A 13,192-nucleotide genomic window follows, 5' to 3' on the forward strand; every position below is an offset into this window, starting at 1 on the left:
GCTCAAAACTTCTGAGGCACTGCATTAGGGCCACTTGGTGGCCAACAAGTTCACACACGAATCAAGTTTCAGCGACCGCGCTGAAGGCCTAATCGCTCTCGGCGGTATGAGGCTGCTCGCTATCAATTGAGATGGCATCCACAGCGCAAACTTCCACAGGCAGTATATCGTAAGCCGCCCCAGCCAACCCTCAGCCCTAATCTTCACGACATCTCCACGACGATGTTTTGCGACATCTTTGCGACATTGTTTGCGACATTCCAGCCGCCGGGCTGATCTTGGCCACGTGGAAGACGCAAGTCTGGTGGGAGGCCATCCGTGTGGCGATCCAGGGAATGCTGCGAGATGGCTGGCTGGCGGTAGGTGGCTGGCCATTTCACGACAGACTCAACCCAGGAGACTCCCCGTGACACCGGTGGGGATCGCCGCAGGGATGCGCCTCCCACCAGACCCGCGCCTCTCGCCGGGCTTGACTGTCTCACCACTCGGGGGACTGAAGCACTGTCGGGAAGCCTACATTGAGGGGATCGCTGCAAGGCGCCAGTCATGGTCTGATGGCTAGAGGTCCAGCAGGCGGGGGAGGACTTTGTCGGAGTTGAAGTGGGACTCGGCCAGGGCTCGGGCGGCTTGGGCGTGGCGGGGGTAGAAGCGGTTGACTTGATCTAGGGCTTGCAGGAGTTCTTCCATGGTCGAGAAGGCGAGAAGGCCGTCGCCCAGCGGGAGGTGGCCGGTCAGGCCCGTGTCCTGGGTGATGACGGGTCGGCCGCTGGCCAGGTAGCAGATGCTGCGGTCGGAGAACCAGCCGCTGTTGGCTTGCACGTAGCCTGATTTGGCGATGCCCAGCTCGCCGCGGCTGGCGCGGATGAAGTCCCGGTAGTCGTCGGGAGTGGCGGTGACCTCGTCGGGGTCGAGCAGCTTCCATCCGTGCTCGATGAGCGAGCGCAGGTCCCTGGATTCGGCCGGGTGGATGGAGAGAGCGGCGGCGAAAGCATCCAGGCTGCGCCCGGGCAAGTCGATGAATTCCCTCCAGGAGTGAGCCTTCTGTCCGAAGTGGACGCCCTGCCATTCGATCGATCCATAGCTGCGCCAGTTGGCGATGGTGGTCCAAGCCTGCAAGGTCACGTCCTCCAGGGGCGCCTGTGGCCAATGCTCCAGGACCATGGGCTGCAAAGTCGTGATCCATTCCTTATCGCAGGTGGGAATGGGGCAGTCACGGCGTCCTAAATTGAGGCCTACGGTGACGAAACGGTTGTGCAGATCGAAGCCCATGTCGGCTTCGCCCGAAGCCTGCCAGAGCTGGGTGAAGACAGGATCAAGATCCACGTAGACGCGCAGGGGGACGGGCTGCACCAGTTCGGGCAGGCGCAGCAGTCCCGAAATGTTGAGCAGCAGGTCGGCATCGCGAGCCCGCACCTTGAGCTGGGTGTAGGGGATGCCGATGCTGCGCAGCGTCTCCACTTCCAGCAGCGAAGAGTCTTGCAGGAAGCCGAACTGCCCCAGGATGCTGTGAAATTCGTGGGCGTTGACGGTGTCTTCCAACCGCGCCCGGGGAGGACGGCGGCTGTTCTGGACGAAGGGCTCGATGAAGGTGACGTGGTGTCCCAGGCGGCGCAAGCCCAGCAGGTATTGCAGCACGGCCCAGGCCGCCCCTCCCTGGCGGGGGACGGAGACGATCATTCCGGTGACGATGATGTTCATGACTCGTTACCCACCCCATCAGCCCTCAAGGATCGATCCGCTCCAGAAAGGCTGTAAGGATCTTATCGGAATCGAAGTGGGATTCGGCCAGACGGCGCGCGTGGAGGCTGTGATGGGAATAGTCGTCCACGATGCGGCGCACGCCGTCTGACGCCTCTTCCAGCGTGCGGAAGGTCAGAAGTCCGTCACCTGAGGGAATATTGTGAACGATTCCGGTGTCCTGGACAAGCGCCGGACGTCCCGACGACAGGTAGCGGACGGTGCGGTCGGAAAACCATCCGCTGTCGGTGTGGGCGTAGACTCCCTGAGCCACCGAGAACTCGGCGCCCGAGTTTTGCAGGTAGCGGCGGAAGAGTTGAGGCGTGTTGAGGCGGCGGGCATCGCTGAGCCGCCATCCCCGCCGCAAGAGAGCCGTCCGGTCGGCCTCGTCGCCTGGATGGATGTCCAGCGCCAGTTCGAATTGGGCGTCCTCAACCATCCGGGGCAGCTTGCGGAAGCGGCGGAATTCGTGGACCTTTTGGCCGTAGGTGACGCTGTCGTGCTGCAGGCTGCCGGAAGGGCTGCGCCAGGAAGCCACCGTTGTAAAAAGCGACGGCTGCGGCGAAGGCGACGGGGGCCATAGATCGAGCAGCGAGGGTTGGCGGATGGGAATCCAGCGCAAGCCGCCGGTGGGAATGGGGCAGAAGGACTTCCCGATGTTCTCGCCGACGGTGAAGTGCAGGTCATGGTTGGGGAGTCCCAGGTCGTGTCCTTGCTGGTGCCAGATCTGAGTGTAGCCGGGATCGAGATCGAGGTAGACCTTGCGGTCGATCAAGCCCAGCAGCTCCGGTTGGCGCAGATGTCCGGTGATGTTGAGCAAGAAGGAGCACTGGGAGGCCCACTGGCGGGCCTGCTCCCAGCGGATGTCCTGCGTTGGGTGGCCTTTCAGCAGGATGCCCTCGAGGCCGAAGTCCTCCAGGGTTCGGTTGAAGAAGTCCGCCGAACTGACTTCTTGAGCGACCTCCAGGAAGCGGACCTCGAGACCCATCCTCCGCAAACCCAGCATCCAGCTCAATCGCGTCCAGGCCGCGCCGCCGTTGTGAGGTTTCGCGGCCAGGGCTCCGGCAACCAGGGCTAGCATGGTTCCACTCCAGCTTGCTCGAGAAGGCGGCGCAGCACTCGCCGGGCGTCAAGGTGCCTCTCGGCCAGGCGGCGGGCGGCGCGGGCGTGGGCCGGGTAGTCGTCGAGGAGGCGGCGAATCTGGCGGGTGGCCTCTTGGGGAGTCGAGAAGATGAGGAGTCCCTCTCCCGCCGGCAGCCGATCGCCGAGTCCGGTGTCTTGGGCCAGGACCGGACGTCCCGATGCCAGGTAGCAGGCGCTGCGGTCGGAGAACCACCCACAGCGGGTGTCGACGTAGATGTTCTTGGCCACCAGGAACTCGCCCAGCGAAGAGCCGATGTAGTCACGATAGGAGTCCAAATCGCCGGCAGCCTCCCGCGACGGCAGCACTTCCCATCCACGGGATATCAGGCTCTCGCGGTCGGTCTCGTCGGCCGGACTGAGATCGATGGCGAGCTGAAAGCGGACATCGTCGATTCCTGAGGGCAGGTCCCAGAAGCGGCGGAACTCGTGCACCCGCAGTCCGTAGGTCCGGCCCCGGTACTCCAGCGGACCATAGGCCCCTCGCCAGGAAATCACCGAGGTCAGCCCGGAGGAAGGCCGGGAGACGGGCGGCCAGGACGGCAGGTGGACGGGCGGCAGAAAGTGTATCCAGGACTTGCCGCAGGCGGGTATGGGGCAGTCGTCGCGGCCGATGCGTCCGCCCACGGTGGCGTAGGCGTGGTGGCCGTCGAGGAAGTCGGTCAGGCCCAAGTCCTGCCACATTTGGGTAAACCCCGGGTCGATGTCGAGGAAAATGCGGCGGCGGGCGGCCTGCATCAGTTCCCCATCGCGCAGATAGCCCTGCACGTTGATCAAGGCCACCGACTCTTCGACCAGCGCCGCGCAATCCGCCCGCGCCCCCGCTTCTCTCAAAGAGCGCGACAAAGCGGCAACGCCACCTTGGGCGTCCAGCAGCACGCCCTCCAGCGGCGGGTCGGGGAAAGACAGCACCCGCTGGAACCAAAGCCTCTGTTCCTCCTGCAAGGGGTCATGGACCTGGTCGATGAAAAGCGGACGGAAGCCCAGGTCGCGCAGGCCCAGCAGGTACTGCAAGAAGACCCAAGCGTGCCCGGCCTTGCCCGGCTTTTGGGCCACGGCTCCGGCCACGACGATGCGGGGAGGCGAGGAGGCGCTCATGCAGCCTCTCCCGGGCCGGTCAGTTCATAGATGCGGCAGGTGTCGGGCGAATAGTGAAGGAGGCGGGCATGGCTCTCCAGCCAGTCGGCGAATCCGCCGTAGTGCTCCAGCCACCAGAAGGCGGTGGAAGGAATGAGCAGGTGGGTCAGGCCGTCCTGCCGCTGCTTTTGCAGAAGCTCGATGGCCGAAGCGCTGTCGGCGGGATGGTGCCAGAGGGGCCGTCCTGAGGAGTCGCAAGGGAAATGTACGACGTGCTCCAGCCCCAATCCCAGCATGTCGTCGTCTCCCCGGCTGATCACCGCCAGGCGGGCTTCCCCGTTCAACTCCTGGGAAGCGGTCAGGCGAAGGCGCAGCAGCAGGTGCTGGTACTGGCTCTTCATCCAATGGTCGCGGCGGCTCCGAGCCTGGCGGGCCCGCCGGGCGGACTGAGGCGGACGGGAAAGCACCTCCCTGACGGCGGCGGTCAGACGCTCACGGGCGCGCTCAGGGCTATGCCGCTCCTGCAAAGCCTCCCGCCCGGACTCGCTGAGCCGCCGCCACAGGTCGTCCTCCTGCAGGAGGCGTTTGACGGCTTGAGCGAAAGCGGGGGCGTCCCCGGCGATGAGCACCTCGCGCTCATGCTCCAGTCCGAGTCCTTCGGCGGCCACGGGAGTACAGACGCAGGGCGTGCCGCAGAGCAAGGACTCGATGACCTTGCGCTTGGTCCCGGCCCCGAAGCGCAAGGGGGCCAGGGAGAGGCGGGAGGAGGCCAGCAGAGGCTTGACGTCGTCGACCCAACCCAGGGGAAGTACGAGGTTCGGATTTCGAAGTTTGAACGGGGGAGGAATAGGCCCGCCACGGGACCTGGCGCGGGGGAGCTCGGTGCCGTGGCCCAGGATGCGTAGAGGGTGGTCAGCCAAAAGGGACTCGCCCAATAGCGGGACGATCTCTTCCAGCAGCCAGGAGACGGCGTCGCAGTTGGGCTGGTGGCGATGGTTGCCCAGGAAAATCAGTCCCCGGCGCTGCGACAAAGGGGGCGCGTCGGCGTAGGGCTCCTCGTAGTCGGGTACGGTGTGAATCCCCTGACGCCGGCCCAGCAAATCGCCGATCAGGGAGGCCTCCTTTTCCGATACCGCCAAGACCCCGTCGCAACAGGCATAGGTGTTGAGTTCGCTGATGAAGTTGATTCCGTCCTCCGGGTGCAGGAGTCCCTCTCCCAAGAGGGCTTCTCGCGAGCGGCGCAGCAAGTGCAAGTCGACGCTGTCGGCCATCACCCGGCAGCGGGGGAAGCGGGCACGGACCAGCGGCAACAGCGTCTCGGTCAGCTTCCAGAAGGCCGTCAGCACCAAATCGGGCGGCGAGGCCAGAGCCTCTCGGGCGGCCTCAGGACCGGTGAAGCACTCGATCTCCTGCTCTTGCAGACGCTGCAAGTAGGGAGAAGCCTCGCGCTGGTCGTGGGCCCAGAAACGCACCCGCGCGCCGGCCTCCCGCAGCAGCAGAATCAAATGATAAAGACGGCGGTCTCCGCTCTGGCGGTCGAAGGCCGGCGCCTCAGGGCTCGCGATCAGGCATTGCAGGTCAAGGCGAGAGGCCGGGTTCATGAGCCGCCCCCTCCGGCGGACGCATGCAGGTGAAAGAGCTTCAGGCACTGGGGACGGTCGAGCACAAGCTGCGCCTCGGCGGTCAGGTAGTCGGCCAGACCGCGGTAGTGATCGAGCCACCACAGCGTGGTCTGCGGCAGCAGCAAATAGGTGAAGCCCTCCTCGCGTCCCCTCCGCACCTGCTCGATGATGGCGGCGGAATCCTCCGGATGGTGCCCGGCGTATTCGCCCCCGGGTCCGCCGAGAATATGACGGCAGCGCCGATTGAGCATTTGCAGCAGCCGCTCGTCGCCCTTGGCGGCCACCAACAGGGCGGCCTCGGAGCTGAGACAGCCCTCGGCCTCGCCCACGATCTGACGGCGCAGGCGCTGATAGGCCAGGTCTTGGCGCCGGCCATGAGGCCGCCAGGGACGGCCCCACTTGCGCTCGTAGCGGCGGCGGTTGATCTCCATCAGGCGCTGGTATTCGCCGGCATCTCCGGTGGAGGAGAAAGTGGCCTGCCCGAAATGGTGTACGAAGGAGTCCTCCACGCACACCGTGCGCAGTCCCATCTGCCGCGCCCGGCGCGAATAATCGTCGTCCTCGAACATGCCGATCTGAAATCGTTCGTCCAAGGGCCCGAGGCAGCGATAGGTCTTCCGGCTCATGGCCAGGCAGAACATCGAGAGCATGGGCAGGTCGAGAAGAGGAGATTGCTTATTTTTTCCTGTGTATTGATGTGTTAAGCGTTGGGTGAAGAGAGCCAGCTCCCCCCAGGTGCGGTACTCGACGGGAATCTCGGACTCGTTGCCTGACTTGTTGGTGCAGGGTCCCGCCAGCCCCACCGAAGGGTCCTCCAGAGCCCGCCGCAATCCCCGCAACCACCCAGGAGGCAGCAGGGTGTCGTTGTTGAGGATGACCAGAATGTCGCCTTCAGCTTGGGCGAGTCCCCGGTTGACGGCGGGAGCGAAGCCGTGGTTGCGGTCATTGAGGATGGCCCGGCAGCAGGGATTGAGTTCGACAAGCTTCTCGAGCATCTCTTGGGTCCCGTCGCTGGAGGCGTTGTCGACCACGATGACCTGGCAGCTTTCCTCCTGCAAGGACACGGCCAGGGAATGAAGGCAGAGCTGGGTGACGGCCAACTGATTGTGGACGGGAATCACGATGGAGAGCTGGGGCGCGTCCGAGGCGTTGGAGAACCTGGCCGGGGGGGCGTTGAGGGCGGCCTGCAGGGTACTTTCGGGGAGCGTGTGAGGCCAGCGGCTGCTCAGGTGGATGGGCAGATCGTCCCCCAGCAGAGACGTTCCCTCCGTCGCTGGTCGGCAAGGCCTCATCCCGCCTCCACCATGCGTTGGTAGAGGCCGCCGCCCGTCATCAGTTCGTCGTGGGCTCCGCTTTCACAGATCCGTCCGTCTTGCAGCACCATGATGCGGTCGGCGCGGCGGACGGTGGAGAGGCGGTGGGCGATCATGAAGGTGGTGCGTCCGCCGCGCAGGCGTTCCAGGGCCTTCAAGATGACGGCTTCGGTGTCGACGTCCACCGAAGCGGTGGGCTCGTCGAGGATGAGCACCGGTGCGTCCTTGAGAAAGGCGCGGGCTATGCAGAGACGCTGTTTTTCTCCGCTCGATAGCCTGGAGCCGAGTTCGCCCACGGGAGTGCGATATCCGTGGGGCAGACGGGAAATGAAGTCGTGAGCATGAGCGGCGCGGGCGGCTTTCTCGACCTCTCCCTGCGAAGCCTCCAGATCAGCGAAGCGGATATTGTCGGCCACGCTGCCCGCAAAGAGCAGCGGTTCTTGAGTAACGAGACTGATCTGGCTGCGCAGCGAGCGCAAGGTGATCATGCGGATGTCCCGTCCGTCCAGCATGATGCGTCCTTGCCGGGGAGCGTAAAAGCGCATCAAGAGGCTGAGCAGGGTGGTCTTGCCGGCGCCGGTGGGTCCCACCACGGCCACCGTTTCCCCCGGCTGGACGGTGAAGTCGATGTCGCGCAGGGTCTCGCGCCGTCCATCGTAGGAAAAAGACACCTGCTGGTAGCGGACTTCCCCGCGCGCCCGCGAGATCTGATAGGCCTGTGGCAGATCGTCGATTTCTGGCTCCAGGTCGAGCACCTCCAGGGCCAGGTTGAGATCGACCAGGCGCTCCTGCAGTGAGCCGAGGGTGCCGCTGATGACCTGCAAGGGAGTGTAGACCGAGCCGATGTAGGTGAGCACCACCAGCAGCAATCCCACGGTGATTTCGCCCTCCAGCACGTGCAGGGCTCCGACACCCAGCACCAGCGCCGTTCCGGCGGCGGCCAGCAGTCCCACCACGAAGGCGAAGGTGCTTTGGCGCAGCGTCAGCCGCAGGCGGGAATCGAGCGAGCGGCGGCTGTGTTCGTTGAAGCGTTCCTGGGTGTAATTCTCGCGTCCGAAGGCCAGGATCACCCTCAGCATGGACATGGCTTCGCTGATGATGGAGAGCGAATCGGCTTCCATCTGGCGCACCTCGCGCACGCGCGGCTCGATGCGGCTGGCATAGAAGCCGATGGAGTAGTAGATGAAGGGCACCACCACCAGGGAAAGCAGAGCCAGTTCGGCGTCCAGCAGAAAAGCCACCCAGAACATGCCCACCAGCGTGATGAGGCTCTGGGTCAAGGGCAGGAAGGCCAGCGACACCTGGCCGATGGCGGCTGACTGAGTGTTGATGCGGTTGAGAGTGTCTCCGATGCGGCGCGAGGAATGGTAGGCCAGCGACAGCTTCTGCGCGTGCTGGAAGAGGTCGCTGCGGAAGTCGAGCAGCAGGTTGTTGTCGAGGCGCGTCTTGACGTAGGCGTTGAGCAGGTCGATGAGACGCTGAATCACGGTCAGAAGCAGCGAGGCCAGGACCACCAGCAGCAGCAGGCCGCGGGGTTCATCGGCCCATGATCCCAGCGGGGCGTCCAGCCACGACGGCAGGGGGGCGCCGGCCAGCACGTTGTCGACGATGATCTTGATGGGCCAGGGAGTGAGCAAGCCGAAGAGGGAGGAAAGAGTCACCAATCCCAGCGCTGCGATGGCCCAGGGCAAATGGGGACGCAGGTAAGGAACCAGGCGCTGCAGCAATTGACGGGTGGGCGCCATCTCAGCTCATCCTCCGTGGGTCGTCTTTAAGCAAATGCTTCCATTGCCCTGCGGCGGCGGCGGCTTCCAGGAAGGCGCGCAGGAACCCCGCCAGGGCCAGCAGGGCGAGCAGCGCCGATGCGGCCCAGGCCCCGTCGAAGGCGGCCGCTCCGCTGAGCAAGGCGAATCCCCCCACAAGCATGAGTCCGACTGCCGAGAAGCGGGGCCGCGAGCGCAGGCGCAGCAGTTGCTTGCCCTGGCCGTGCTCTTCGACCGCCATGTGGATGCGCAGCGAACCGATGACGCCGTTGCGGACTTCCAGGTCCCACCGGTCGAAATCGCCTCCGCGCCTGACGATGGCGTCGCGTTCCATGAGAGCCGCCTCAAGCTCGCGCAGGGAGGTTTCGGGAGCCGTCCAGGATTCTTTCCAGAGGCAATGGGTGCGAGGCAGCGGCCATGCCAGCCGGAGGCGGCGGCGGGGCCACAAACGCAGTCCGCGTCCCAGGCGTCCCCGCAGCCTGGCCAGCGGCTGCAGCAGATGCAGGAAGGCCAGCATGAGCAGGAAGGCCAAGCGCTTGAGTCCGCGCAGGTCATGGCGGCGCTGGGCCCGCCGAGAAGCTCCCCGCAGAGCCACGCTGAGGGGGATGAGGGTTCCGGCGGCCAGCAGGGGCAAGGCATAGAGCAGCGGCGGCCAGAGTCCTGCCAGTGCCCCCAGCAAGGCCAGCAAGCCGGCCACCATGTACCACTCGGGCGTGAGCAGGAAGGACTGCAAGGAGGAAGGCTTGGGCTGATAGATGGACTGGAAGAGCTCGCTGCCCCACACGCCGTGGTAGATGCGCGAGCGTCCCGGCGACGGCGGGGCGTTGTAAATGCGTCCGTCCCAGATGATCTGGCCCAGGTCGTTGTACTTCTCGGGCCACTTCTGCTCCAGCAGGGTCTCGGCGCGTCCGTAACCGCGCTGCTGGCGCCAGTAGGCGCGCAGTCCGCTGCGGTAGTGGTGCCAAACCAGGGCGGCAGGCGAGAATCCGATGCTCCAGCCCTCCTCCTGAAGGCGCCAGCAAACGTCCACGTCGTCACCCGCCACCCTGAAGCGGACGTCGAATCCGCCGATGGCCTGCAAGGCCCTCTTGCGGAAGGCCATGTTGCATCCGGGTACATGCTCGGCCTCTTCGTCGGAGAGCAGGATGTGGGTCGGTGCTCCGGGAGCCTGAGCCACGCACTGCGAGATGAATCCGTCCTCGGGCGGAGGCACGTTGGGTCCGCCCAGGGCGGCGCGTCCGTTGCGGGTGAAATCGATGGCCAGGTAGCGCAGCCATTGCGGATCGGGGTAGGCGTCGGCATCCAGGTAGGCCAGGTACTCTCCGCGGGCTTCCTCCATGCCGAGGTTGCGGGCGGCGCTGAGTCCGCGGTTGGGCGTGCGGAACACCCGGAAACGGGACTCGCCAACTTCCTCCGCCAACACCTGCAGGATGCGCGGCGTCTGATCGTCGGAACCGTCGTCGACCACCACCAGCTCGAAGTCGGGATAGTCCAGCTCCAGCACCGTCCTGATGCACTGGCGGATGGTGCGGGCGCCGTTGTAGACGCAGACCAGCACCGAGAAGGAGGGCCAGCGGCGTGCTCCAAAGGGGGCCTCGCCGAAAAACTCGGCCACGCTCTGCAAGGCGGGCTTGGGACATCCCTGGCGGTCGGTCAGGCCGAACTCCCAGTCCAGGATCTCTTCCCCGCCCCGGTGCCAGCGGTCCGTCCAGGAGAAGACGAAGGCCCCGGCAGCGCCCGACTCGTAGATGCTGCGCAACTGCCACTGAAGGGCGGAGGCTTGCGTCTTCAGGCCGTTGCGGCGGCTGTCCAAACCCACCTCGGCCATGACGAAGGGCAAATGCCCGGCCAGGTTCTGCAAACGGGGCAGGTAGGACTGGAGGTCTTCCTGGCGCTCCAGATAGAGGTTGAAGGCCGCGAAGTCGAGGAAGTTGAGTTGCAGGTATTCGGTGGTGGGATAGTTGACGTAGGTCAAGAGGGTGTGAGGAGCCGCCCTCTTGGCCAGCCGGTAGAGACGGTAGAGGAAGGCTTCCACGCGTCCTGCCCCGTGCCAGCGCACGATGGAAGCCGGAATCTCGTTCCCCAGCGTGAATCCCATCACGGCAGGATGATCAGCCCACTCCTCAACCGCCGCCACCACCCGGCGCCGGATTGCGCGCCGCATCGAGTAGGTATCGAGAAAAGCGACATGCTGTTCCCAGGGGATGCCGAGCAAGACCAGAAGACCCTGCCGGTGGGCCAGATCAAGGAGCCAGCGGGGCGGAAGAGTATAGGTGCGAAGCGTGTTGACGTGGTTGCGGCGCATGGCCTCCAAGTCCGCCTCCACGCGCTGCCGGTCGCCGTACTCCTGTCCTGCTGCGCCCAAAGGGCCATAGGTGACGCCGCGCAGGTAGACTTTCTGCGAAGCTCGGGAGAAGAACTTGCCCTGCACCGTGAGGGGAGCACTGTTTAGATGAGCCGAGGAAGAGGAGGAATCGGAATAGAGCATGCTAACTTCCAGATGCACGTTCCCGACGCTTCTTGGTACCTCGGCTTGAAAAGAACTGCCATCCCCCATCGCAAAGAGCGCTTGAGAGCATCTTCCCCTGGATGCCCCGACCGACATGTCCCGTCGGGCACGGCGCTATTCATTGTAACCTAAAATGGAGAAGCAGTATCGCTTTGTTCACGCCCTTGCGGCCTTTTGGAGTCATACTATTAGCCAAGAAAATTGAGCAATCTGCAATATTCTCAAGATTAGAAGTGGCTGGGCTGTTTGGGAATGGGACCTTGGTAGGACTTTTTGACCTCGTAGACGTTGATCCACTCCCAGGGCTCTTCTCCCAGACTCCAGGGGAGGATGCCCCAGCCGGTGGAGTAGAAGCCGGCATGACTGCGGTAGTCGATCAGGCGCAGCCGCGTCGGCATTTGCAGTTCGTGGCGGGTGAGGAAACGAAGGTATTCGTCGGAGTCGTAGAGGGTCACCCAGGGGGAAGCCACGTAGGGTTTGAGGAGGATGTCCCCCGCTTGGGGACCGGCCGCGGCCCGGGGCAGAGGACGCCCGCCCTGGCTGGAGAGGTAATAGCGCAGTCCCCATTCGCCGGTGAACCAGGTGGTGCGTCCGCTGCGCGAGTAGATCTCGACCATGCGGTGGGCGCCCTGCCGGTACATCTCGGCGAACTGGTAGTCGCCCCAGGAGATCCACATCCCGTAAGGCAAAGTCAGCGCGAATCCCAGCCACACCAGGTTGCGCAGCAGGTAGTCGTTGTGCAGGACGCGGCATTCCAGGTACTTGATCCAGAGCAGGATCAAGGGGGGAGCCGCCGGCAGCACGTAGCGCACCGAGCCCGCATAGTAGAGCAGCAGAATCGAGGCGGCGATGCCGATGAACCACAAGAACGCCAGCAGTGAGATCGACTGCTGCCAGTCATCGTCGGGCGCCTCGGCCGCCAGCCGCGAAGAAGAGGGATCGCGCGCGGCGGCCGGCTTGAAGTCCTCGGCGGAAAGACGGGAAAAGCCGGGATGGCAGACCGGCATGCGCCAGGGCACCGAGAGGAGCGTCGTCAGGGCCAGCAATCCGCTGCTCAGAAAAGCTGAGAAAAGCAGCACCTGCTGCCAGCTCCAGTCGGGCATCCAGAGCGCGAAGGGGATGGGTGTGAGAAAGAAAAGCAACAGCGTCAGCCGCGCGCTCCAGTTGCGTGCCCAGGCATAGACCAGAGCGGGCGGAAAGAGAAAGACCGCTCCCAGGTTGAGAACGAAACTGAGCAGCTTGAGAGCGAAAACGCGGCTCTGAAAGATCTGCCGCTTTTCCATGTGCAGCACCGTGTTGACCAGCACCAGCCGGTCGTAGTGCATCCAGGCCCTCAGGTACCAGAGCAGCCACAGGGTCAGCGGCAGGGCCAGCAGCACCATCAGCATGCGTCCCGAGACGCGCGGCAGATTCTTGTTGCGGGCGATAAACCACCAGGCGACCATCAGCATCAGCAGTCCCCCGCTCAGCAGCGAGAGGAACGCCGAAGCGAGAAGGCAGGCCAGACAGCCCCAAAGGGCCCCTCCGCCCCGCCCCTCTTCTCCCAGCCGCAGGTAAAAGGCCAGCGTCCCCAGCCAGCAAGCCAGGAGGGGAACGTCGGCCATCAGCGTGTGGCTGAGCGTCAGGAAGGCGGGCGAAACGACCAGCAGGGCAGCGGCCGCCGCCGGAAAGCGCAGGTAGCGGCGGGCAATGTCGTAAAAGCCCCACACGGCCAGCAACGGAAAGGGCAAAAAAGCCAGGTGCAGGACCCACTCGGAGCGGCTGCCCGTGAGCACCTCCACCAACGCAATCCAGTAGGCGTTGAGCGGCAGGTGACTGTGACTGGCGGCGTCTTGCGTCCAAATGCCCTCAAAGAGAACCGGATAGTCGTAGGGGAAGAGCGGCGAACGCTTGATCTGCTCGGCCACCTCCAGGTAAATGCGGTCGTCGATGTGGAAGGCCTGACCCAGGAAGGGCAGATAAATCAGGGCGGTGAAGATCATCAAGCGGGCTGGAACCGATAGACGCACTGCGACAGTCTAGCCCGTTCTG

General features: G+C 64.5%; 8 protein-coding genes. All 8 read right to left on the reverse strand.

Going from position 1 to position 13,192, the window contains the following annotated elements; all coding sequences use genetic code 11:
• Window positions 1-558 precede the first annotated feature (558 nt).
• On the reverse strand, window positions 559-1,698 hold the full coding sequence (locus VLU25_01855; GenBank protein ID HSR66657.1) for a glycosyltransferase: 1,140 nt from the start codon (window positions 1,696-1,698) through the stop codon (window positions 559-561).
• Window positions 1,699-1,723: 25 nt separating this feature from the next.
• Complete coding sequence (locus VLU25_01860; GenBank protein HSR66658.1) at window positions 1,724-2,818, reverse strand: hypothetical protein; 1,095 nt, start codon at window positions 2,816-2,818, stop codon at window positions 1,724-1,726.
• Complete coding sequence (locus tag VLU25_01865; protein HSR66659.1) at window positions 2,812-3,975, reverse strand: glycosyltransferase; 1,164 nt, start codon at window positions 3,973-3,975, stop codon at window positions 2,812-2,814. Before VLU25_01865 ends, VLU25_01860 begins: the two co-directional genes overlap by 7 nt.
• Window positions 3,972-5,555, reverse strand: coding sequence for a glycosyltransferase family 4 protein (locus tag VLU25_01870; GenBank protein HSR66660.1), 1,584 nt, complete (start codon window positions 5,553-5,555; stop codon window positions 3,972-3,974). Before VLU25_01870 ends, VLU25_01865 begins: the two co-directional genes overlap by 4 nt.
• Window positions 5,552-6,868: a glycosyltransferase family 2 protein gene (locus tag VLU25_01875; GenBank protein HSR66661.1), complete on the reverse strand. Its 1,317-nt coding sequence runs from the start codon at window positions 6,866-6,868 to the stop codon at window positions 5,552-5,554. Before VLU25_01875 ends, VLU25_01870 begins: the two co-directional genes overlap by 4 nt.
• Window positions 6,865-8,634 (reverse strand): ABC transporter ATP-binding protein, encoded by a 1,770-nt coding sequence (locus VLU25_01880; GenBank protein ID HSR66662.1) that lies wholly within the window; start codon window positions 8,632-8,634, stop codon window positions 6,865-6,867. The genes VLU25_01875 and VLU25_01880 overlap by 4 nt, the downstream gene beginning before the upstream one ends.
• Before the next feature lies 1 nt (window position 8,635).
• The gene (locus VLU25_01885) at window positions 8,636-11,158 is read right to left on the reverse strand and encodes a glycosyltransferase (protein ID HSR66663.1); all 2,523 of its coding nucleotides are present in this window, start codon (window positions 11,156-11,158) and stop codon (window positions 8,636-8,638) included.
• A 230-nt stretch (window positions 11,159-11,388) separates the two neighbouring features.
• Window positions 11,389-13,170, reverse strand: a complete 1,782-nt coding sequence (locus tag VLU25_01890) for a glycosyltransferase family 39 protein (protein ID HSR66664.1) — start codon at window positions 13,168-13,170, stop codon at window positions 11,389-11,391.
• Window positions 13,171-13,192 lie beyond the last annotated feature (22 nt).

Source organism: Acidobacteriota bacterium, assembly GCA_035471785.1.
GTDB lineage: Bacteria > Acidobacteriota > UBA6911 > RPQK01 > DATIPO01 > JANQFM01.

Bases quoted from the DNA above. Each gene is read 5' to 3' on its own strand.
- VLU25_01860 (HSR66658.1), bottom strand. From the start codon at position 2,818: ATGCTAGCCCTGGTTGCCGGAGCCCTGGCCGCGAAACCTCACAACGGC.
- VLU25_01875 (HSR66661.1), bottom strand. From the start codon at position 6,868: ATGAGGCCTTGCCGACCAGCGACGGAGGGAACGTCTCTGCTGGGGGAC.
- VLU25_01880 (HSR66662.1), bottom strand. From the start codon at position 8,634: ATGGCGCCCACCCGTCAATTGCTGCAGCGCCTGGTTCCTTACCTGCGT.
- VLU25_01865 (HSR66659.1), bottom strand. From the start codon at position 3,975: ATGAGCGCCTCCTCGCCTCCCCGCATCGTCGTGGCCGGAGCCGTGGCC.
- VLU25_01855 (HSR66657.1), bottom strand. From the start codon at position 1,698: ATGAACATCATCGTCACCGGAATGATCGTCTCCGTCCCCCGCCAGGGA.
- VLU25_01870 (HSR66660.1), bottom strand. From the start codon at position 5,555: ATGAACCCGGCCTCTCGCCTTGACCTGCAATGCCTGATCGCGAGCCCT.